This window comes from Cellulomonas sp. plas2, from assembly GCF_057221735.1.
In genome coordinates this window covers 2,525,465-2,547,986 of sequence record NZ_CM170155.1, presented here as the reverse complement: position 1 = coordinate 2,547,986, position 22,522 = coordinate 2,525,465, and the positions used below count along the sequence as shown (strand labels likewise).

17 protein-coding genes are annotated in these 22,522 nt (G+C 75.3%); 14 read left to right on the top strand and 3 right to left on the bottom strand.

Annotation, left to right across the window (positions count from 1 at the left end):
• Positions 1-158 precede the first annotated feature (158 nt).
• Positions 159-1,169 (bottom strand): LacI family DNA-binding transcriptional regulator, encoded by a 1,011-nt coding sequence (locus AC2TDM_RS11395; RefSeq protein ID WP_484634680.1) that lies wholly within the window; start codon positions 1,167-1,169, stop codon positions 159-161.
• Between the two features lie 254 nt (positions 1,170-1,423).
• Between AC2TDM_RS11395 and AC2TDM_RS11390 the strand changes: the two genes are divergently transcribed.
• Complete coding sequence (locus tag AC2TDM_RS11390) at positions 1,424-4,123, top strand: alpha/beta hydrolase (RefSeq protein ID WP_484634679.1); 2,700 nt, start codon at positions 1,424-1,426, stop codon at positions 4,121-4,123.
• 751 nt (positions 4,124-4,874) lie between these two features.
• Complete coding sequence (locus AC2TDM_RS11385) at positions 4,875-5,342, top strand: hypothetical protein (RefSeq protein ID WP_484634678.1); 468 nt, start codon at positions 4,875-4,877, stop codon at positions 5,340-5,342.
• A 107-nt stretch (positions 5,343-5,449) separates the two neighbouring features.
• On the opposite strand, the gene AC2TDM_RS11380 is transcribed toward AC2TDM_RS11385, so the two are convergent.
• Positions 5,450-6,505, bottom strand: a complete 1,056-nt coding sequence (locus AC2TDM_RS11380) for a LacI family DNA-binding transcriptional regulator (protein WP_484634677.1) — start codon at positions 6,503-6,505, stop codon at positions 5,450-5,452.
• Positions 6,506-6,889: 384 nt separating this feature from the next.
• On the opposite strand from AC2TDM_RS11380, the gene AC2TDM_RS11375 reads away from it, so the two are divergent.
• Entirely contained in the window at positions 6,890-7,366 is a 477-nt protein-coding gene (locus tag AC2TDM_RS11375) for a ribose-5-phosphate isomerase (protein WP_484634676.1), read from the top strand.
• A gap of 16 nt (positions 7,367-7,382) precedes the next feature.
• Here the strand turns inward: AC2TDM_RS11375 and AC2TDM_RS11370 are convergent, their stop codons facing one another.
• A complete protein-coding gene (locus AC2TDM_RS11370) occupies positions 7,383-8,846 on the bottom strand; it encodes an aminotransferase class I/II-fold pyridoxal phosphate-dependent enzyme (RefSeq protein ID WP_484634675.1) in 1,464 nt (487 codons plus the stop codon).
• 188 nt (positions 8,847-9,034) lie between these two features.
• Between AC2TDM_RS11370 and AC2TDM_RS11365 the strand changes: the two genes are divergently transcribed.
• The 11 genes from AC2TDM_RS11365 (at position 9,035) to AC2TDM_RS11315 (ending at position 22,482) form a co-directional block, all read left to right on the top strand.
• A complete protein-coding gene (locus AC2TDM_RS11365) occupies positions 9,035-9,883 on the top strand; it encodes a nitrilase-related carbon-nitrogen hydrolase (RefSeq protein WP_484634674.1) in 849 nt (282 codons plus the stop codon).
• The gene (gene hydA / locus AC2TDM_RS11360; protein ID WP_484634673.1) at positions 9,880-11,295 is read left to right on the top strand and encodes a dihydropyrimidinase; all 1,416 of its coding nucleotides are present in this window, start codon (positions 9,880-9,882) and stop codon (positions 11,293-11,295) included. The genes AC2TDM_RS11365 and hydA overlap by 4 nt, the downstream gene beginning before the upstream one ends.
• Positions 11,296-11,340: 45 nt before the next feature.
• Complete coding sequence (locus AC2TDM_RS11355; protein ID WP_090030065.1) at positions 11,341-12,372, top strand: TIGR03842 family LLM class F420-dependent oxidoreductase; 1,032 nt, start codon at positions 11,341-11,343, stop codon at positions 12,370-12,372.
• Entirely contained in the window at positions 12,369-13,247 is an 879-nt protein-coding gene (locus AC2TDM_RS11350; protein ID WP_090030067.1) for an ABC transporter permease, read from the top strand. Before AC2TDM_RS11355 ends, AC2TDM_RS11350 begins: the two co-directional genes overlap by 4 nt.
• Positions 13,248-13,321: 74 nt before the next feature.
• The gene (locus AC2TDM_RS11345; RefSeq protein ID WP_484636448.1) at positions 13,322-14,203 is read left to right on the top strand and encodes an ABC transporter ATP-binding protein; all 882 of its coding nucleotides are present in this window, start codon (positions 13,322-13,324) and stop codon (positions 14,201-14,203) included.
• A complete protein-coding gene (locus tag AC2TDM_RS11340; protein WP_484634672.1) occupies positions 14,200-15,033 on the top strand; it encodes an ABC transporter permease in 834 nt (277 codons plus the stop codon). The genes AC2TDM_RS11345 and AC2TDM_RS11340 overlap by 4 nt, the downstream gene beginning before the upstream one ends.
• An 84-nt stretch (positions 15,034-15,117) precedes the next feature.
• Positions 15,118-16,278: an ABC transporter substrate-binding protein gene (locus tag AC2TDM_RS11335; RefSeq protein ID WP_484634671.1), complete on the top strand. Its 1,161-nt coding sequence runs from the start codon at positions 15,118-15,120 to the stop codon at positions 16,276-16,278.
• A gap of 111 nt (positions 16,279-16,389) precedes the next feature.
• Positions 16,390-17,829, top strand: a complete 1,440-nt coding sequence (locus tag AC2TDM_RS11330; protein ID WP_484634670.1) for an aminotransferase class III-fold pyridoxal phosphate-dependent enzyme — start codon at positions 16,390-16,392, stop codon at positions 17,827-17,829.
• Positions 17,826-18,587 carry an SDR family oxidoreductase gene (locus AC2TDM_RS11325; RefSeq protein ID WP_484634669.1) on the top strand — a complete coding sequence of 254 codons (762 nt, stop codon included), beginning with the start codon at positions 17,826-17,828 and terminating at the stop codon, positions 18,585-18,587. Before AC2TDM_RS11330 ends, AC2TDM_RS11325 begins: the two co-directional genes overlap by 4 nt.
• Before the next feature lie 245 nt (positions 18,588-18,832).
• Positions 18,833-20,641: an ABC transporter ATP-binding protein gene (locus AC2TDM_RS11320; protein ID WP_090030459.1), complete on the top strand. Its 1,809-nt coding sequence runs from the start codon at positions 18,833-18,835 to the stop codon at positions 20,639-20,641.
• Positions 20,638-22,482 (top strand): ABC transporter ATP-binding protein, encoded by a 1,845-nt coding sequence (locus AC2TDM_RS11315; protein ID WP_484634668.1) that lies wholly within the window; start codon positions 20,638-20,640, stop codon positions 22,480-22,482. The genes AC2TDM_RS11320 and AC2TDM_RS11315 overlap by 4 nt, the downstream gene beginning before the upstream one ends.
• Positions 22,483-22,522: the final 40 nt, after the last annotated feature.

Below are 22,522 nucleotides of genomic sequence, written 5' to 3'. Positions count from 1 at the left end.
GCACGACCCGGCCAGAGAGGGGGCCGGGCTCCGGGGCACAGCCTAGGCACGCCGGGGAGGTCGGCGCACACGCCCCGACGCCGACCCGGCCGGCCGTCGGCGGTCCGTGGACGCACGTCCGCCGCCTGCGACGACGGGGACCGGGGACCGGTCGGCCGTCAGCGCGTGCTCTCGCGCAGGACGAGCCGCGCGGTGGCGGCGGTCGTCGGGTGGTGGAGCCGACCCGCCGGCCCCCCGGCCTGGATGCGCGCCTCGAGCAGGTCGAGGACCAGCTCGGCCATCTCCGCGTTGCCCGGCTCCACCGAGGAGAGCCGCGGGACCATGAAGTCGGTCTCGGGGCCGTTGTCGAACCCGACGACCTGCACGTCGGCCGGCACGCGCAGGCCCAGGTCGGCCAGCGCCCGCAGCGCCCCCATGGCGAGGGCGTCGGTCACGCAGAAGACCGCGTCGAAGGCGACGCCGCGCTCGTGCAGGGCCAGCACGGCGCGGTGGCCCTGCTCCCAGGTGTAGGGCGCTACCTCGACGACGAGCGCGGGGTCCACCTCGCGCCCCACGTCGTCGTGCGCCTGCCGGTACCCGCGGGTGCGCAGCGAGGCCATGTCGTGCGTGTCCTCGTGCCGGCCCCCGACCATCGCCACCCGGTGGGAGCCCGTGCGCAGCAGGTGGGTGGTGGCGTCACGGCTGCCGCTCACGTTGTCCATCATCACGTGCTCGAAACGGCCCGGTACGGGGCTCTCCCCGAGGAAGACCACCGGCGTCTGCAGGTGCAGCCGGGCGAGGTCGGCGGCCTTCAGCCGCACGAGGTGGACGACGGCCCCGTCGTACCGGCGCAGGTGCCCGAAGGACAGCGCCTCGAGCTCGTGTTCCCGCGTGCCGCCCGTCCGCTCGAGGAGCAGGTGGCGGCCGCGGCGCCGGGCGCCGTCCGACAGGCGGTCCGCCAGGTGGGCGTAGTAGGGGCTGTCCAGCTCGGGCAGCACGAAGCCGATCGCGCCGGTCCGCCCGGTCCGCAGGCTCCGCGCGGTGGCGTCGACGACGTAGCCCAGCTCGTCGATGGCGGCCAGCACCCGCAGGCGGGTCTCGTCGCCCACCCCCGGACGGCCGTTGACGACGTTCGAGACCGTCATGGTCGACACCGCGGCGGCGCGCGCCACGTCGGCCATCCGCACCATGGGCTGATCCTCCCACCCGCGCTGCCCACTGCAGGGCCCGCGCCGCTGCGCGCCCTTGACACCCCCACCGGGCGTGCAGAGGATGCAGGAGCAGCATACGACGTCGTAAAACTGGACGTCAGCACCGTACGACGTAGTACGTCTGTGCAACCTCCGCTTGCGGTGCCGGCCTGGCGCGGCACCTGGTTGCGCACCGAGCGTGGCGGCCGGCGGCGGGCACCTCAGAGCAGAGGAGTCATCGAGTGGGAGCAGTCATGCACAGCAGACGCCTCCGTCCGGCGGGCCACCGCCGGGCGGTCGCCGCCGCGACGGGGTGCGCCATCGCCCTCGGGGGGGTCGTCGGCGTCGCCGGCGTGGCCCACGCCGACACGCCGTGGCTGACCGTCGACGCGGACGGCTTCGCACGCTTCACCATCCCGGTGGACGAGGTGCGCGAGGCGGTCGGCGAGGACGTCAGCCAGATCGTCGCGAAGGGCAACTTCGGGCCCTCCGCCAACTGGGCCGAGTTCGGGCTCACCCTCCGCGGCGACACCGCCACGGGCGTCCTCGGACCCCTCGAGCCGGGCGCGTACTACTACCAGATCACGGCCGACGACCACCTGACCGTCAAGGACCCGACGAACCCGACGTCCGTGGCGTCCGAGCCGGAGTGGAGCACGTTCCTCGTCGCCGGCGAGGGGGCCGAGCTCCTGGCCGACGCGCCGGAGGGCGCCCGGGGCGAGGTCGTCGAGCTGAGCTACGACAGCTCGGTCGCCCGCGAGGAGCGCCGGGCCCTCGCCTGGACGCCGCCGGGGTACGACCCCGACCGGGCCGAGCCCTACCCCGTGCTGTACCTCCAGCACGGCGGCGGGCAGAGCTACCGCGACTGGGTCGAGGTGGGCCGCGCCGCCCAGATCCTCGACAACCTGTCCGCCGACGGCCGCATCGCGCCCATGGTCGTCGTCATGGGCAACGGCAACGTGCCCAGCTTCCCCGACGAGCTGCTGCGCAACCTCACCCGGGCGGCGGAGTCCGCACTGAACATCAGCGACGACCCGGCGCGCCGTGCGCTCGCGGGGCTGTCCATGGGCGGGGGCCAGGCGTTCGAGGTGCTGCGGTCCGACCCGGGTGCCTTCGCCGCGGTCGGGACGTTCGGCGCCGGCCGGTTCGGGGACCTCGAGAGCCTCCCCGTCGGCGAGATCAATGCGGGCACGGACCTGCTGCGGCTCTACGTCGGGAACCCCACGGACGTCGCGTACAACGACGTCGAGGACGCGCTCGGGCGGCTCGGGGCGCTGGGCGTGGAGCACCAGTTCGACGGTGCCAACCCGGACGCCGGGCACAACTGGGACGCGTGGCAGGAGAACCTCGCCGACTTCGCCCAGCGGCTGTTCCGGGACGACGTCCCGCCCGCCGGCATGAGCCCCGGGCACCTGCCGATCGACGGCCCCTTCGAGACGCCGGCCCCGGGCACCACGCCGACGCCGTTCGTCAGCGAGGACGGGTACGTCACCTTCGAGACGACGACCGAGTTCGCCGACGCGGAGCACGTCACGGTCTGGGCGAACTGGGGGCCGAGCCACCTGTGGACCCGGGTCGAGCTCGGCAAGGCCGGGGATCGCTGGCGCGGCACCGTCGGCCCGCTGGACGCCGGCTGGTACCACTACCGGCTCATCGTCGACATGGTGCCGACGAAGGACACGAGCAACCCGACGAGCGTCACGAGCGAGCCCGCCTGGAGCCAGTTCTTCGTGCCCGGTGACGCGGCCCGCCTCGTCGCCCCCGTGCCCGAGGGGCAGGGCGGCACCGTGCAGGAGCTGACGTACGACAGCGCGGTCGCCGGCCAGGAGCGCACGGCCCTCGTGTGGACACCTCCGGGCTACGACGCCGAGCGCGCCGAGCCCTACCCCGTGTTCTTCCTGCAGCACGGCGGCGGCCAGTCGTACACCGACTGGCTGGAGATGGGCCAGGCGAAGAACATCCTCGACCACCACGCGCTGGACGGGAACCTCGAGCCGATGGTCGTGGTGATGGGCAACGGCAACGTCCCGGACTTCACCGCCGAGCTGTTCGAGAACCTCGTGCCGGCGGCCGAGGCGGCGCTCCACGTCAGCGACGACCCGGCGCGCCGGGCGCTCGCAGGCCTGTCGATGGGTGGCGGCCAGACGATGCGGGTCCTGGCGCAGCGGCCCGGGGAGTTCGGGTACGTGGGGGCGTTCTCGGCCGGCATCTCCGGCGACGGCGCGGACCTCGACGTCGACGCCATCAACGCGGGCACGACGCTGCTGCGGCTGTACAACGGCAACGTCACGGATTCCACGTACGGCTCCGTGGTCAACACCTTCGAGGTCTTCGAACGGCTGGGCGTGCGGCACGAGTTCGACGGGTGGTTCGAGGGCCCGCACGGCTGGGACACCTGGCAGCACGCCCTGGCCGACTTCGCGCCGCGCCTCTTCCGCGAGGCCACGGCCGAGGACGGCGGAGGCGTCGCGATCGACGCCACGGTGCCCCAAGTGGCCGACGGGTTCCTGTCGCTCACCGTGGCCGAGTACGGCGAGCGGGTCACGCTGGGGGAGGTCCGCAACGCCGGCGACCGCCTGGTGACCGCCGGGGCGCTGCCCGGCATCACCGTGACGGACTCGCGCACCGACGAGCAGGCGGCCGGCTCCGGCTGGGCGCTGTCCGGCCAGGCCTCGGCCCTCGTCGGGGCGGGGGAGCCCATCACCGCGGAGCACCTGGGGTGGACGCCCGCGCTGCAGGACGGCCGTGACGGCGTCACCGCCGGGCGTCCCGTCGCCACGCTGCTCAGCGGCGGTGCCGGCCTCGCGACGCCGCAGCGCCTCGCCGAGGCCGACGGGGAGGGCCGTGCCGGCTCCGTCACCGCCACGGCGGAGCTGCGGCTGGAGGTCCCCGTCGACACCGCCCCGGGCACCTACACCGGTGCGGTGACGGTGTCCCTGTTCCCCGTCGACTGAGGTCGGCCGATCGAGCCGACGACCGACCCGACGATCCACGGAACGTCCGACGCGAGAGCCGTCGGACGGGAGGGGCGACGATGACCCGTACGCGCACCCGCAACCGCACCGGCCCGCGCACCCTCGTGGTCGCGGGGCTCGTCGCGCTCCAGCTGCTGACGGCCGGTGCGGCCACCGCCACGGCGGGCGCTGCCACGGAGGGTGTGGAGGAGCAGGCCGCGACCGCCCCCGACGAGGGCCGGCGCACCACCTGGACCGTCCGCCCGGCCGGCGCCGACGGCCCCGACGGCCGCACGTCCCTCCGGCACGCCGTCGAGCCCGGGCAGTCCGTGGCGGACCAGGTGGCGGTCACGAGCTTCGGCCCCGACGCGGCCGTCTTCCGCCTGTACGCCAGCGACGGGGTCACAGGCCCGGACGGCGCCTTCGACATCCTGCCCGGCGGGCAGGCGCCCACCGACGGCGGGGCCTGGGTCGCCCTCGGCGACGTCCCTGGCGCGACCCGCGAGGACGACGGCTCCCTCACCGTCGAGCTGGCACCCGGCGCGACCCTCCTCGTCCCGGTGACCGTCGCCGTCCCCGCCGACGCCACGCCGGGCGACCACCCGGCGGGGGTCGTGGCGCAGGTCGTCCTGTCGACCCCCCAGGCGGTCGAGGTCGCCTCCCGCGTCGGCGTCCGGCTGCACCTGCGCGTCCCCGGCGAGCTCCTCGCCCGGGTCGAGGCGCGGGACGTGCACGCGACGTGGCAGCCGTCGTGGAAACCCCCCTCGCCGCCGGGACCGTCGTCGTCGGCTACACGCTGCACAACACGGGCAACGTCCGGGCCGGCGCCGACGCACGCGTGTCGGCCGCCGGCCCGCTGGGAGCCCTGCCGTCGCAGGCGCGGGGCGCGGAGCGCGAGCTGCTGCCGGGGCAGGTGCGGCAGGCGGAGGTGCGCGTGCCGCTGTGGGGCCTGCTGCGGGCGCGCGCGACCGTCTCCGTCGCGGCCACCCCGGTGGGGGACGACGAGCAGGTGTCGTCCGCGCCGACGGCCCGGGCGCAGGCGGTCGTCTGGGCGGTGCCGTGGACGCAGGCGCTGCTCGTCGTCCTGGTCGCGCTGGTCGTGGTGGTGCGCGTGCGGTGGCGCCGCACGTCCGAGCGCCGGGTCCAGGAGCGCATCGACGCCGCGGTCGCGGCCGCGACGGCGAGCCGCGGGGCGTCCGCGCCGACCCCGGCCCCATAGGGGGGCTGACCCGCCGCGCGCGGCCCCTGCCCGGCGCCCTCCCGGGCCGACCCCGCAGGATCGTCCCCGGCCGGGCTCGCGGCCGCGACGGGGTGGAGGGGTCCGGGTCAGACGGTGCCGGCGGGGTGGGCCGACGCGCCGGGACCGACCGTCGACTCCCGCGCGACGACGCGGAAGGCCGCCTTGTGCAGGCGGGGGGCGTGACCCGAGCCGGCGCCCCAGGCGATGCGCTCGACGAGCATGGCGACCGCCGTCTCGGCGATCTCGTCGCGCCCGGGGTCGATGCTCGACAGCGACGGCAGGGTGAAGCGGCCGAGCGTGATGTCGTCGAAGCCGATGACGGCCACGTCCTCGGGCACGCGCCGCCCCGCCTCGCCGAGGGCCCTCAGCGCCCCCACCGCGAGCGTGTCGTTGAGCGTGAAGATCGCGTCGACCTCGATGCCCTCGGCGAGCAGCCGGCGCGTCGCGGCCGCGCCGTCCTCGGGCAGCCACGGGGCGACCTCCCGCTCCAGCCGCGGGTCCTCGGGCAGCCCGGCCGCGGCCAGCGCCTCGCGGTAGCCGCGCACGCGCAGGTCGGAGGGGCGCAGCTGGCCGGAGCGGTGGTCCGGGTGGGCGCCCAGGACGGCGATGCGGCGGCGCCCCAGCCCGACGAGGTGCTCGACCGCCGCCCGCGCGGCCTCCACGTTGTGCATCGTCACGTGGTCCGTCGGGCCGCCGAAGATGCGCTCGCCGAGCAGCACGAGCGGGTACTCCACGCCGTCGAGCAGACCGCGGTCCTCCGTGCCGAGCTTCTCGGGGCTGAAGAGGAGCCCGTCCGTCTGCCGCAGGCCGTTGGCCAGCACGGCGATCTCGTGCTCCCGGTCGACGCCGACCTGCCCGACGATGACGCCGAGGTTGCGGCGCTCCGCGGCGGCGAGGACGGCGTCGGCCAGCTCGGCGAAGTACGTCTGCCGCAGGTCCGGGACAGCCAGCCCGATGACCCCGGTCCGGCCCGACCGCAGGCCGCGCGCCGACAGGTTCGGGCGGTAGCCGAGCTCGGCGATCGCGCGCTGCACGCGCGCCCGGGTCTCCGGGTGCACGTGGGGGTGGTCGTTGACCACGTTCGACACGGTCTTGTTGGAGACGCGCGCGAGGAGCGCGACGTCACGCATGGTCACGCTCAAGGTGGCCGCTCCGCGCTCTCGTGCCCGGTCGTGCGCGGGGCACGGCCGGGGCGTGGGGTGGTCCCGGTCCTGCGGTCCGCCGTCCGGGCCCGCCCGGCGCCGGGTCGGCCGGTGCTCCCCGGACCCTACCGCGCAGGCCCCCGCCACCAGGCGTGACGCTCAGCACCCGGTGGTCCGCACTCGCGCGTGGCGTCGCGGACGGCGCCTCCGTCGCCAGGCACCTCCTCACCTGCGCCCGCGGGGGCGTCGTGCGGACGGCCCCCGGCACGCGGACCCGCCGCCCGCCGGCGGAGCGGCCACCAGCACCCCGGGCGCGGTCTCCTTCGCGCTCGTCGCCACCGCCGTGTGCGCCCGGCACACGGCGCCCCGCACCGTGGAGGACGCATGACGCAGCCGCTGCGGGTCGTCGTCGGCAGCGACGACGCCGGCCTGACCTACAAGGACCTCATCCGGGACGCGCTCGAGCGCGACGACCGGGTGGCGGCCGTGACCGACGTCGGCGTCGGGGCCGACGAGCACACCGCCTACCCGCACGTGGCCGCCGAGGCGGCGCGCCGCATCGCCGGCGGCCAGGCCGACCGTGCCGTCCTCGTGTGCGGCACGGGCCTGGGCGTGGCGATCGCCGCGAACAAGGTCCCCGGCGTGCGCGCCGTGACCGCCCACGACAGCTACTCCGTCGAGCGGGCGGTCCTGTCGAACGACGCGCAGGTGCTGTGCCTCGGGCAGCGCGTCATCGGCCAGGAGCTCGCGCTGCGTCTCGTGCGCGAGTGGCTGGGCTACCGGTTCGACCCGACCTCGGGGTCCGCCGCCAAGGTGGACGCCATCCGCGGCTACGAGCCGGACGCCCCCGCCGGCTGCTGAGGGGCGCCCCGGGCGGTCACGCCCGGGCGGCGAGGGCCAGCGCGGCCGCCACCTCGGCGGTGCCCTCGCGCAGCGCGCCCACGGTCACGCGCACGTGGGGCTCCCCGGCTCCCGGCCCCGCGCGGTACGGGGCCCCCGGTGACACGCGGACGCCGGCGGCCTCGAGGTGGACGAGCGCGGCGGCCTCGTCGCGGACCGGCACCCAGAGGTTGATGCCGTCCCCGGGCGTGACGACGAGCCCGTGCGCGGCCAGCGCGTCGACCAGGGCCCGCTGCCGGGCGAAGTAGACGCGGCGGGCGTCCGCCACGGCGTCGAGCGCGTCGGCGTCCGTGAGCAGGTCGACGAGCGTGTGCTGCAGGAGCCGACTCGTCCACCCCGGGCCCAGCATGCGGCGCCCGACGAGCGCGTCCAGGACGGCCGCCGGCCCGCCGACGGCCGCCAGCCGCAGGTCGGGCCCGTGCGACTTGGAGTAGGACCGCACGTGCACCACCTGCGCGGGCAGGTGCGCCCCCAGGCTGACGTCGCGCGACGAGGCGATCTGGCCCGAGTGGTCGTCCTCGACGACGACCACCCGCCGCTGGCGGGCACCCTCGTCGGAGGCCGCCCGCGCCGCGTGGAGCCGGACGACCGCCGCGAGCTCGCGCGCCCGCGTCGTCGTCAGGCTCACCCCGGTCGGGTTGTGCGCGCGGGGCTGCAGGACCACCGCGGCCGCGCCGGCGGCCAGGGCCGCGGCGAGCGCGTCGGGCCGCACCCCGGCGCGGTCGAGCGTCATCGGCACCCGCTCGAGGCCGAGCTGGTCCAGGAGGTCGAACAGCGGGGGGAAGCCCGGCTCCTCCACCGCGACCCGGGCGCCGTACCGGGCGACGACCTCGAGCGTGCGCCCGATGGCGTCCATGGCGCCGTCGACGACGGTCAGCCGGTCCGGGGCGAACGGCCACGACGCCCGCAGCAGCGCCTCCAGCCGCGGGACGAGAGGTGCGTCGAGGTAGGAGCCGGCCTCGTCGGGCCGTGCCGCCGCGGCCGCCCGCGCGACGGCCGGGCCGAGCGCCGGGAGGAGGGCGGGGTCGGGCGTGCCGCGGGACAGGTCCAGCCGGGCGGGGGCGCCCGCGGCCATCCGCCGGTAGCGCGGCGGCAGCCACCCGGCGGGCTCGGCGAGCACGAAGGTGCCCGCGCGGCCGCGGGAGGCGACGAGCCCGACGGCGGACAGCGCCCGGAACGCGCCGGACACCGTCGCGGGGGAGACGCCCAGGGCCCGCGCCAGCTCGCGCACCGTGGGCAGGCGGTCGCCGACGGCCAGGTCGCCCGCGCGGACGCAGCGCGCGACGGCCGCCGCGATGCCGCGGGGGCTGCGGTCCTCCACGTGCCGGACGAGGTCGACGACGCCGCCGCCCCCGACGTCACCCCCGACGTCACTCCCGACGTCGCCCCGGATGACGGTGGTCACGCCCGACGGCGCGGGCGGGCTCGCGGTGGTGCTCACGGCGCCCATCGTGCCCGTGCGCCACCCGGGAGGGGGACGTGCGCGAAGTGTTTACACGCGGACCGCCGGCCGATGCACGGCGGAAACCGGGAGAAACGCCGCAGAAATGTTCAGGGCCCAGGGTCACATTCCTCAGCCCCGGGCACGCCCGGTCGCCGCCACCGACGAGAAGGACGGACGAGCGCCGCATGAGCACTGTGAGGGTCGCGTTCACCCAGGCCACCTGGACCGGCGACAAGGAGTCGATGATCGCGCTGCACGAGGGGTGGGCCCGCGAGGCCGCCTCCGCGGGTGCCCAGGTCATCGCGTTCCAGGAGCTGTTCTACGGGCCGTACTTCGGCATCACGCAGGACACGGCCTACTACGACTACGCCGAGACGGTCCCGGGGCCGACGACGCAGCGGTTCGCCGCGCTCGCGGCCGAGCTCGGCCTCGTCGTCGTGCTGCCCATCTACGAGGAGGACCAGCCCGGCGTCCTGTACAACACGGCGGTCGTCATCGACGCGGACGGCACGGTGCTGGGGAAGTACCGCAAGCACCACATCCCGCACCTGCCCAAGTTCTGGGAGAAGTTCTACTTCCGGCCCGGCAACCTCGGGTACCCCGTGTTCGACACGGCCGTGGGCAAGATCGGCGTCAACATCTGCTACGACCGGCACTTCCCGGAGGGCTGGCGCGTGCTCGCGCTCAACGGCGCGGAGATCATCTTCAACCCCAACGCCACGGCCCCCGGCGTCTCCAACCGCCTGTGGGAGATCGAGCAGCCCGCGGCGGCCGTCGCCAACGGCGTGTTCATCGTCGCCAACAACCGCGTCGGGCTGGAGGACAACGAGTACGGCACGGAAGCCGTGAACTTCTACGGCTCCTCCTACGCCGTGGGCCCCGACGGGAACTACGTGGGCGAGATCGGGTCGTCGACGGAGAGCGAGCTGCTCATCCGGGACCTCGACCTCGAGCAGGTGCGCACGGTCCGCGAGCGGTGGCAGTTCTTCCGCGACCGCCGGCCCGACGCCTACGGCCCGATCGTGGCGCCGTGAGGACGCTCATCACCGGCGGCACGGTGGTCAACGCCACCGGTCGCGGCGCCGCGGACGTCCTCGTCGACGGCGAGACGATCGTCGCGCTGCTCACGCCGGGCTCGACGCTGCTCGGCGTCGACCTGGCCGCGAGCGTGGACCGGGTCGTCGACGCCACGGGCAAGTACGTCATCCCCGGCGGGATCGACGCGCACACGCACATGGAGATGCCGTTCGGCGGCACCTTCGCCTCCGACACCTTCGAGACCGGCACGACGGCGGCGGCGTGGGGCGGCACGACGACGATCGTCGACTTCGTCGTGCAGTACGCCGGCGAGCAGCCGCTGGAGCAGTACGCGGCGTGGCACGAGAAGGCGGCCGGGCACTGCGCCGTCGACTACGGGTTCCACCAGATCCTGTCCGACGTGCAGGACTCGTCCCTGCAGGCGATGGACGAGCTCGTCGCCGAGGGCGTGACCAGCTTCAAGCTGTTCATGGCCTACAAGGGCGTCTTCCTGTCCGACGACGGCCAGATCGTCAAGGCCATGCAGAAGGCCGCGGACAACGGCTCGATGATCATGATGCACGCGGAGAACGGGTCGGTCATCGACCTGCTGGTGCAGCAGGCGGTCGCCCGCGGCGACACGGACCCCGTCTTCCACGGGCTCACGCGGCCCTGGCAGGCCGAGGCCGAGGCCACCCACCGCGCGATCATGCTGGCCGACCTCACCGGCGCGCCGCTGTACGTCGTGCACGTCTCGGCCAAGCAGGCGGCCGAGCAGATCGCCATCGCCCGCGACCGCGGCCAGAACGTCTTCGGCGAGACGTGCCCGCAGTACCTCTACCTGTCGCTGGAGGAGCAGCTCGGCGCGCCGGGCTTCGAGGGCTCCAAGTGGGTCTGCTCGACGCCGCTGCGCAGCCGGGCCGAGGGCCACCAGCACCACATGTGGCGCAGCCTGCGGACGAACGACCTCCAGCTCGTGTCCACCGACCACTGCCCGTTTTGCATGACGCAGAAGGAGATGGGGCGCGGGGACTTCTCGAAGATCCCCAACGGCATCGGGTCCGTCGAGCACCGCCTCGACCTGCTCTACCAGGGCGTCGTCACCGGGCGGATCACGCTCGAGCGCTGGGTGGAGATCTGCTCGACGACGCCGGCGCGCATGTTCGGCATGTACGGGCGCAAGGGTGTCCTCGCGCCGGGCGCCGACGCGGACGTCGTCGTGTACGACCCCGCGGGCCACACGTCGATCGGCCTGGGGAAGACCCACCACATGCAGATGGACTACTCGGCCTGGGAGGGCTTCGAGGTCGACGGCCACGTGGACCTCGTCATGTCCCGCGGCGAGGTGCTCGTCGAGGACGGGCAGTTCCGCGGGCGCGCCGGGCACGGGCGGTACGTCAAGCGCGAGCTGTCGCAGTACCTGGTCTGACGCGTCCAGCCCCTGACCGCTCCCCCCGACGAGAGGAGGCCCGCCGTGCAGTTCGGCGCCGTCCTGCAGACCAACCCCCCGGCCTCGCGCACGGTCGAGCTCGCGCGCCTGGCCGAGACGCACGGGTTCAGCCACGTGTGGACGTTCGACTCCCACCTGCTGTGGCAGGAGCCGTTCGTCATCTACTCCGCGATCCTCGCGGCGACCCGGAAGGTCGTCGTCGGGCCCATGGTGACCAACCCGGCGACGCGGGACTGGACGGTCCTGGCCTCGCTGTTCGCCACGCTGAACGAGATGTACGGCAACCGCACGATCTGCGGGATCGGCCGGGGCGACTCCGCGGTGCGGACGCTGGCCGGGAAGCCGTCGAACCTCGAGGCGCTGCGCGACTCCGTGCACGTCATCCGCGAGCTCGCCAACGGCCGCGAGGTCGAGCACAACGGCCGCGTCGTGCGGTTCCCGTGGAGCGAGGGGTCGGCCCTCGACGTCTGGGTCGCGGCGTACGGGCCCAAGGCGCTGCAGCTGACGGGCGAGGTCGGGGACGGCTTCATCCTCCAGCTCGCCGACCCCGACATCGCCGCGTGGATGATCGCGGCGGTGCGCGGCGCCGCCGAGGCGGCCGGCCGCGACCCGATGGCCGTGAAGTTCTGCGTCGCGGCGCCGGCGTACGTCGGCGCCGGCGACTCCCCGGCGGCGCGGGCGCACATGCGCGAGCAGTGCCGGTGGTTCGGCGGCATGGTCGGCAACCACGTCGCGGAGATCGTGTCGCGCTACGGCACCACGTCACCCGTGCCGCAGGCGCTGACCGACTACGTCGCCGCGCGGCAGGGGTACGACTACAACCAGCACGGCCGCGCCGGCAACACGCACGCCTCCTTCGTGCCCGACGAGATCGTCGAGCGGTTCTGCCTGCTCGGCAGCCCGCGCGAGCACGTGGAGAGGCTCGAGGCGCTGCGGGACCTCGGCGTCGACCAGTTCGCGGTGTACCTCCAGCACGACAACAAGGAGGAGACGCTGCGGCAGTACGGCGAGCGGGTCATCCCCGCGATGCGCGAGGCCGTGGTGGCGACGCGATGAGCCGTGCCGCGCGTGCGGTGCGGCCGGTGCTCGTCGGCCTCGCCGCGCTGCTCCTGGCCGGGGTGCTGTGGGAGCTCGTCAAGGTCGTCGTCCCGGACACGGGCCTGCACCTGGGCGAGGCCAGCGTGCTCCCACGCACGGACGACGTGGCCATGCCCCACGTGTGGGACGTCGCCGCGCGGATGCTCGAGCCCGAGACGGGGGCGAGCGGCGCCCCGTCGGTGCTGGTCGCGACGTTGCACGCCGCCTGGTTCACGCTCGGCGTCTCCCTCGTCGGCTGGGCGCTGGGCGTCGTCGGCGGGATGGTGCTCGCGGTGCTCATGCAGCGCTGGTCGCTCGCCGAGAGCGCGGTCCTGCCGTGGGTGGTGCTGTCGCAGACCGTGCCGCTCGTGGCGCTGGCGCCGCTCGTCGTCGGGTGGGGCGGGCGGCTGCAGCTCGGCGCCTTCGCCTGGGAGCGGTGGATGTCGGTGGCCCTCATCGCCTCCTACCTGGCGTTCTTCCCCGTCGCGGTCGGGGCGCTGCGCGGGCTGAAGTCCCCGACCGACGCGCAGGTCGAGCTGTTCCGGGCCTCGGCGGCCGGCTGGGGGCGGACCCTGCTGTCCCTGCGGCTGCCGGCGGCCGTGCCCCACCTGCTCCCGGCCCTGCGCCTGGCCGCGGCCACGGCCGTCGTCGGCGCGATCGTCGCCGAGGTGTCCACCGGGACCCGCGGCGGCATCGGCCGCCTGATCATCAGCTACGCGCAGGCCGCCTCCGGCGACCCCGCCAAGCCCTGGGCCGCGATCGTCGGCGCCGCCGCGCTGGGCCTGCTGGCCGCCGGCGTCGTCGGGCTGCTGGGCGCCGGCCTGCGCCGCTACCGCCACGCGGAGGTGTCATGAGCGTCCCCGTCCCCACGACGGGCCCCACGACGGTTTCCACGACGGGCCCCACGACGAGCCCGGCGACGAGCTCGGTGACCGGCCCGGCGACGAGCACCGCGACGAGCACCGCGACCGGCGGCTCGCACGCGGACACGCCGCCCGCCGCGGCGGTGCACGCCGTCGGCGTCGGCAAGGTGTTCACCACCCGCGCCGGCACCGTGACGGCGCTGCAGGACGTGCACCTCACCGTGGCGGCGGGGGAGTTCGTCTCGCTCATCGGGCCGTCCGGCTGCGGCAAGTCGACGCTGCTGCGGCTCGTCGCCGACCTGGACACCCCCAGCTCCGGCGAGCTGACGGTGTTCGGGAAGAGCCCGCGGGTGGCGCGGGAGGCGCAGGACTACGGCATCGCCTTCCAGCAGGCGGGTCTGCTGCCGTGGCGGACCGTCGCGGCGAACGTGGCGCTGCCGCTCGAGCTGCACGGGGTCGGGCGCCGGGAGCGTGCGGCGCGGGCGGCGGAGCTGCTGGCACTCGTCGGGCTGACGGACTTCGCCGCGCACTTCCCGCACCAGCTCTCCGGGGGCATGCAGCAGCGGGTGGCGATCGCACGGGCCCTGGCGGAGCGGCCGAGCCTCCTGCTCATGGACGAGCCGTTCGGCGCGCTCGACGAGATGACGCGCGAGCGCATGCAGACCGAGCTCGTGCGCCTGTGCGCGGAGAGCGGTGCCGCGGTCGTGTTCGTCACGCACTCCATCCCCGAGGCGGTGTTCCTGTCGGACCGCGTCGTGGTGATGTCGCCGCGGCCCGGGCGCATCAGCGCGGTGGTGCCCGTCGCGCTCGCCGCCACGGACAGCCGGACGGAGGACCTGCGCGAGGACCGCGCCTTCTTCGACGCGGTGACCGCGGTGCGGGAGGCCCTGCACGCGGGGTCGCGTGGCGCGGGGCCCGGGTCCGCCCGCGGGGTGGACCTGCGGTGACGGGCACGGTGACGGGCACGGTGACGGGCACGGTGACAGGCACGGCGACGCGCACGTCGACGGGTGCCGCGACGGGCAGGGTGCTGGGGCGCCGGCTCGCGCCGGTGCTCCTCGGGGCGGCGTTCCTCGCCGCGTGGCAGGCGCTCGTCGTCGGCGCCGGGATCGAGCCGTACCTGCTGCCCAGCCCCACGGCGATCGGCGCGGAGCTCGTCGAGGTCGCGCCGCTCGTGCTGCAGGCGTCGGTCGCGACCGGGACGAACGTGCTCGTCGGGATGCTGGTCGGAGCGGCGCTCGCGGTGGTGGCGGCGGTCGTGGCGGCGCGCAGCCGGCTCGTCGACGCGGTGGTCTCGCCCACGGCGGCGGCCCTGGCCGTCATGCCGGTCGTCGCGCTGGCGCCCGCGCTCAACACGATGTTCGGCACCACGTCGACGACCCCGCGGAGGGTGGTCGTGGCGGTGGTCGTGTTCGCGCCGGTGTTCGTCAACACGCTGCGCGGGCTGCGGCAGGTGCAGCCGGTGCACCGCGACCTCCTGCGCGCGTATGCGGCGTCGTCGGGTCAGCTCGCGCGTGTCGTGACCGTGCCCGGCGCCGTGCCGTTCCTCTTCACGGGCCTGCGCATCGCCTCGTCGACGGGGGTCATCGCGGGCCTCGTCGCCGAGTACTTCGGCGGCCTGCAGAACGGGCTCGGCACCCGCATCACCTCCGCCGCCGCGAACAGCGCCTACGCCCGCGCGTGGGCCTTCGTGCTCGGGGCCGTCCTGCTCGGCCTCGCGTTCTACCTGGTCACCCTCGCGGCGGAACGGCTCGTCGCCCGCCGCCGGGGCGCCTGACCCGCCGCTCACCCCCGGCTCACCCTCCGCACGCCCGCCCCCGCGGGGCCCCTGCCGGCCCCGCCCACCGAGAAGAGGACGACGATGACGCGCACCCCCCGCGCCGCCCTGCGCCTGACCGCCGCCGGGCTGGGCCTGGCCCTCGCCCTGACCGCCTGCAGCGGCGGCGGCGACGCCGAGCCCGCCGCGAGCGGCTCCGGCGGCGAGGGCGGGCTGACGCCCGTGAAGCTCCAGCTCCAGTGGTTCACGCAGGCGCAGTTCGCCGGCTACTACGCGGCGCTCGAGCAGGGCTTCTACGAGGACGCCGGCCTCGACGTCGAGATCGTCGAGGGCGGGGTGGACATCGTCCCGCAGACGGAGCTCGCCAACGGCGCCGTCGACTACGCCATCGCCTGGGTGCCCAAGGCGCTCGCCTCACGGGAGCAGGGCGCCGGCATCACCGACGTCGCCCAGATCTTCCAGCGCTCCGGGACCCTGCAGGTGTCCTTCGCCGACGCGGGCATCGACAGCGCGGCCGACCTGGCGGGCAAGAAGGTCGGCAACTGGGGCTTCGGCAACGAGTTCGAGCTCTTCGCCGGCATGACCGCCGCCGGGCTGGACCCCGCGACCGACGTGACGCTGGTGCAGCAGCAGTTCGACATGAACGCGCTGCTCAGCGGGGAGATCGACGCCGCCCAGGCGATGACCTACAACGAGTACGCACAGGTGCTGGAGGCCGAGAACCCGGAGACGGGCGAGCTCTACCGGCCCGAGGACTTCTCCGTCGTCGACTGGAACGAGGAGGGGACGGCGATGCTCCAGGACGCCATCTGGGCCAACTCCGAGCGGCTGGCGTCCGACGAGGAGTACCAGGAGACGACCGTCGCCTTCATCAAGGCGAGCATCCAGGGCTGGGTCTTCGCCCGGGACGAGGCGGAGGCGGCGCGCGACCTCGTCGTCGCCGCGGGCTCCCAGCTCGGCAACAGCCACCAGCTGTGGCAGGTCAACGAGGTCAACAAGCTCATCTGGCCCTCGCCGGACGGCATCGGGACGATCGACGAGGACCTGTGGGACCAGACCGTCGAGGTCGCGCTGACGGCGAAGAACGACCAGGGCGCGACCGTCATCACCGCCGAGCCCGACGCCGAGGCCTACACCAACGAGTACGTGGAGCAGGCGCTCGCCGAGCTCGAGGCGGAGGGCGTCGACGTCACGGGCGAGGGGTTCCAGCCCCTCACCGTCACGCTCGAGGCCGGCGGCGCCTGACGGCCCGTCCACGTCGTGGGGCCGGACGGCGTGACCCGTCCGGCCCCATGATGGGCCCGTCCCGCCGCACCACCGGCACCACCCGCTCCACCCGCACGACGAGGAGACGTCATGACCCAGCTGTCCGACCCGCCCGCGACGACGGGGGCGGTGCCCCGGGGGCCCGTCGGCGCCGGCGCGGACGACGACGCCCGCGCCCTGGCCCTCGACCGCGCGCACGTGTTCCACTCCTGGTCGGCGCAGGCGCAGCTGTCGCCGCTGGTCGTCGCCGGGGGGTCGGGCAGCCACGTGTGGGACCACGCGGGCCGCACCTACCTCGACCTGTCCTCCCAGCTCGTCAACACCAACATCGGCCACGGGCACCCGGCGGTCGTCGCCGCCATCCAGGAGCAGGCGGCGCGCCTGGCGACCATCGCCCCGGCGACCGCCAACCTCACGCGCGGGTTGGCCGCCGAGCGGGTCCTGGCCCACGCGCCCGAGGGCTTCACCAAGGTCTTCTTCACCAACGGCGGCGCCGACGCCAACGAGAACGCCATCCGCATGGCGCGCCTGCACACCGGGCGGGACAAGGTCGTCTCGCACTACCGCAGCTACCACGGCAACACCGGCGCGGCGGTCGTCGCGACGGGGGACTGGCGCCGCGTGCCCAACGAGTACGCGCGCGGCCACGTGCACGTCTTCGGTCCCTACCTGTACCGCTCGGAGTTCTGGGCGACGACCCCCGAGCAGGAGTGCGAGCGCGCCCTGCACCACCTCGAGCGCGTGGTCCAGTCCGAGGGGCCCGACAGCATCGCCGCGATCCTGCTGGAGTCCGTGCCCGGCACCGCGGGCGTCCTCGTCCCGCCGCCGGGCTACCTCGCGGGCGTGCGGGCGATCGCCGACCGGTACGGCATCGTGCTCGTGCTCGACGAGGTCATGGCGGGCTTCGGCCGCACGGGGCGCTGGTTCGCGCACGAGGCCCACGACGTCGTCCCCGACCTCATCACCTTCGCCAAGGGCGTGAACTCCGGCTACGTCCCGGCCGGCGGCGTGGCGATCTCCGCACCGATCGCGCGCACCTTCGACGACCGCGTGTTCCCCGGCGGGCTGACCTACTCCGGGCACCCGCTGGCGATGGCGAGCATCGTCGCCGCGATCGACGCCATGGAGGCCGAGGGCGTCGTCGAGCACGCCGCCGCGATCGGCACCGACGTGCTCGGGCCCGGGCTCGCGGACCTCGCCGCCCGCCACCCGTCCGTGGGGGAGGTGCGCGGGACGGGCGTGTTCTGGGCCGTGGAGCTCGTCGCCGACCCGGTCGCGCGCACGCCGCTGCCACCGGCCGTCATGGCGCAGGTGAAGGCCGGCATGCTCGCCCGCGACGTGCTGCCCTTCGTGCAGGACAACCGCGTGCACGTGGTGCCGCCGTGCGTCGTCACGCCCGACGAGGTCCGCACGGGTCTCGCCGCACTCGACGAGGTGCTCGGCGAGGTGGCGGACGCGGCGGTGACGGGCGGCGCGACGGGCGCGACGCCCGGTCCGACGGGCGCCACGACGACCGGGGCGCGCGCGTGAGCGCGGCGACGGGGGCGCGCTCCCGCCGCGCGCTGGTCACGGGCGCGTCGGCCGGGATCGGCGCCGCCACCGTCCGCCAGCTGCGCGCCGACGGCTGGGACGTCCTGGCGACCGCCCGCCGGACGGACCGGCTCGAGGCGCTGGCCGCGGAGACCGGGGCGCAGACCCTGCGCGTGGACGTCACCGACGACGGCGACGTGGCGGCGCTCGTCGAGCACCTGCGCGCGACGGGCGGCCTCGACGCCGTCGTCAACAACGCCGGCGGCGCCCTCGGTCTCGAGCCCGTCGCGGAGACGGACGTCGAGCAGTGGCGGGCGATGTACGAGCTCAACGTCCTCGGCACCCTGCGGGTGACGCAGGCCGTGCTGCCGCTGCTGCGCGAGGGCGGCGGGGACGTCGTCGTCATCACCTCCACGGCCGCGTTGGCGCCCTACCCGGGCGGCGCCGGCTACACGGGCGTCAAGCACGCCGCCCGGATGCTGGCCGAGACCCTGCGCTGGGAGCTCGTGGGGGAGCCGGTCCGCGTCATCCAGGTGGCGCCGGGCGCGGTCGAGACGGAGTTCTCGCTCGTCCGCTTCGCCGGCGACGAGGAGCGCGCGGCGAAGGTCTACGAGGGGTACAGGCCGTTGTCCGCCGACGACGTGGCCGACGCGATCGCCTGGACGCTGTCGCGGCCGGCGCACGTGAACGTCGACAGCCTCGTCATCCGGCCGCTCGCCCAGGCGACGAACACCGTCACGGCGCGCGCCACGACCTGACGGTCCGCGGGGCACGACCGCGGGGCCCCCTCCGGGCACGCCGGCACCGGGAAGCGTTTCCGGACCGGCGTGCCTAGGGTGGTCGCGTGCACCAGACCTCCACCGCGGTCCGTCCGGAGGGCGGGCACCGGGGACCGGCCGACGTGCACCACGTCCCGGCGACGACGACGACGCCCGTCGGCTCGTTGTCCACCACGCGCTCGCTGCTGCGCCTGCTGCGCTGGGCCCGTCCCGTCGTCCCGCGGATGATCCTGGGCACGCTGACGTCGCTGGGCGCCAGCGTGCTGGCGCTGCTCGTCCCGCAGGTGCTCCGCGCGCTGGTCAACGGTCCGCTGCTGGGTGCGGGGTCCCGGGCGGCGGTCGTCGGGGCGGCGGCCGTGGTCCTCCTCCTCGGCGTGCTCGAGGCGTTCCTCGTCTGGTGCCGGCGGGCGCTCGTCGCCATGCCGGGCACGGGCGCGGAGAACGACATGCGCCGCGCGCTGTTCGGCCACCTGCTCGACCAGCCGTTGGCGTTCCACGACCGATGGTCGGGCGGGCAGCTGCTGTCCCGGTCCATGTCGGACCTCAACGTCGTGCGGCGCTGGCTCATCTTCGCGCTGGTCATGCTGGTGGTCTCGGTGACCACCGTCGTCGTCGGCCTCGGCCTCATGTTCTGGACCGCGTGGCAGCTCGCGCTCGTGTACCTCGTCGGGGCCGTGCCGGTGCTCGTCCTCGGGTTCTCCTTCCGCGAGCGGTACAAGGTCGTCGCGCGGCGCGCCCGTGACCAGCAGGGCGACCTGGCCGGTCGGGTCGAGGAGTCCGTGCACGGCATCCGCGTGCTCAAGGCGTTCGGCCGCGGCGAGGACGCGCTGGAGGACTTCGTCCGGCAGGCCGACGAGCTGCGCGGCACCGAGATCGAGAAGGCCCGCACCCTGTCACGGGTGTCGCTGGCGCTGGGGGCCATCCCCGAGCTGGCCCTGGCGGTGTCCCTCGTCCTCGGCGTGTGGCTCGCGTCGCAGGGGCAGGTGTCGGTCGGCGCGCTCGTCGCCTTCTTCGCCACCGCGGCGGTCGTCAACGGGCCGGTCGAGCGCATCGGCGCGCTGCTGGCCATGACCCTGGACGCCAAGGCCGCGACCGACCGGTTCGTCGAGGTCATGGACACGCCGTCGACCGTCGTCGACCCGCCGCACCCCGTCCCGCTGCCCGCGCCCGGTCCGCGGGGCAGCCGCGTCGAGCTGCGCGGCGTCCGCTTCTGGCACCCGGGCAGCCCGCAGGCGCCGGTGCTCGACGGCGTCGACCTCGTCCTCGAGCCCGGCACGACGACGGCCCTCGTCGGGCTGACGGGCAGCGGCAAGACCACCCTCCTGCAGCTCGTGCCGCGGCTGGCCGACGTCAGCGGCGGCCAGGTGCTGCTCGACGGCGTCGACGTCCGCGACCTGACGCGGGCCGACGTGCGCGCGGCCGTGTCCGTCGCCTTCGAGGACCCGGTCCTCTTCTCGGCGTCCGTGCGGGAGAACGTGCTCCTCGGCCTGCCCGACGAGCCCGCCGGCCCGGACGCGGCGGAGCGCGAGCGGATCCTGGCGCAGGCGCTCGACGTCGCGTCGGCGGGGTTCGTCGCCCGGCTGCCCGAGGGCGTCCAGACGCGCGTGGGGGAGGAGGGCCTCAGCCTGTCCGGCGGCCAGCGGCAGCGGCTCGCGCTCGCCCGCGCCGTCGCGGCCCGGCCGCGCGTCCTCGTGCTCGACGACCCGCTGTCGGCGCTCGACGTGACGACGGAGGCGGCGGTGACCGCCCGGCTGCGTGAGGTCCTGCGGGGGACGACGACGCTCGTCGTCGCGCACCGCACGTCGACGGTCGCGCTGGCCGACCGCGTCGCGGTCCTCGAGGACGGCTGCATCACGGGCGTCGGCACCCACCGCGAGCTCCTCGCCACGCACCCGCACTACCGCTTCGTCCTCACCGCCATGCGCGACGAGCCGGTGCTGCCCGACGAGGGGGACGAGCCCGACGAGCACGACGAGCACGGCGGGCCCGACGAGCACGGCGGGCCCGGCGCGCACGGGGAGGTGCGCCCGTGACCGCCACCGCGCAGCGACCCCCGTCCGGCAGCGGGCCGGGCGGCCCGGCCGGGCGCGGGGGCGACGAGCCCGACGCCGAGGGCCCGGGCCTCGCCGAGGGGAGCCGGCCGTCGCTGCGGCTGCTCGCCTCCGTCCTGCGGCCGGTGCGGGGGCGCGCGCTCGCGACCGCCGCGCTCGTCGTCCTCAGCCAGGTCGCCGTCGTCGCCGGCCCCCTGCTCGTGGCCGCCGGCATCGACCGCGGGCTGCCGGCGTTGCGGGACGGCGACCCGGTGCCGCTCGCGCTCGTCGGCGGCGGCTACGTCCTCGCGGCGGTCGCGGCGGGCGTGCTGAGCGCGGCCGTCGTGCGCGCCTCGGCCCGCGTGAGCCAGGCGGTCCTGCTCGACATGCGCGCCCGCGTCTTCCGGCACACCCAGCGCCTCGACCTGGAGTTCCACGAGCGCTACACCTCGGGCCGGATCATCTCCCGGCAGACCTCCGACCTCGACGCGGTCCGCGAGCTGCTCGACGGCGGCGTCACCACGCTGGCCACCGGCGCGGTGCAGATGCTGCTCACGGGCGTCTCGCTCGTGGTCCTGGACCTGCCCAGCGGCCTCGTCCTGCTCGTCGCGGTCGCCCCGGGGATCGTCCTCACCCGCTGGTTCCAGCGCCGCTCGCAGGCCCAGTACCGCCGCACGCGGACCGCGTCCGCGAGGGTGATCGTGTCCTTCGTCGAGACGATGACCGGGATGCGCGCGGTGCAGGCGTTCCGGCGGGAGGCCGCCTCCGCGCGGACCTACGGCGCCCTCACCGAGGACTACCGGCAGGCCACCGCCGACTCCTTGCGCACCAACGGCACGTTCGACATGGGCCTCACGCTCATCGGCAACGTCACCGTGGCGGCGGTGCTGCTGGTCGGCGGCCTGCGGGTGCTCGACGGGGACCTGGCCGTGGGTGTGCTCGTCGCCGCCGTGCTGTACGCGCGCCGGTTCTTCGCGCCGCTGCGTGACGTCGGCATGTTCTACAACTCGTTCCAGTCCGCGGTGGCCGCGCTGGAGAAGCTCGCGTCCCTGCTGGCCGAGGTGCCGACCGTCCCCGACCCGGCTCGGCCGCAGCGCCTGGAGCACGTGCGCGGCGAGATCCGCTTCGACCACGTGTCCTTCGGCTACGGCGACGGGCCCACCGTCCTGCACGACGTCGACGTGCAGATCCCCGCGGGTCAGACCCTGGCCCTCGTCGGCCCGACGGGCGCCGGGAAGTCGACGGTGGCCAAGCTCCTGGCCCGGTTCTACGACGTGCGCACCGGCGCCGTCCGGCTGGACGGGGTCGACCTGCGCGACGTCTCGCCCCACGACCTGCGGCACGGCGTGGTCATGGTGACGCAGGAGGCGTACCTGTTCTCCGGGTCGGTGGCCGACAACGTCGCCATCGGCCGGCCGGGGGCCTCGCGCGCCGACATCGAGGCGGCCGCGCGGGCCGTCGGCGTGCACGACCTCGTCGTCGGCCTCCCGCGGGGCTACGACACGGACGTCGACAGCCGCGGCGTGCGGCTGTCCGCGGGGCAGCGCCAGCTCGTCTCGTTCGCCCGCGCGTTCCTCGCCGACCCGGCGGTGCTCGTGCTCGACGAGGCGACGAGCTCGCTGGACGTCCCGGGGGAGCAGGTCGTGCAGGAGGGCCTCGAGCGCCTGCTGCGCGGCCGCACCGCGGTCATCATCGCCCACCGCCTGTCCACGGTCATGAACGCCGACCGGGTGCTCGTCGTCGAGGACGGCCGGGTCGTCGAGGACGGGTCGCCGGCGGCCCTCGTCGGGCAGGGCGGCCGGTTCGCCGGGCTGCACGCCGACTGGCAGGCCTCCCTGCGCTGACCGCTCGTCGGGCGCGGCCGGCCCGGGCAGGGCCCGCTCA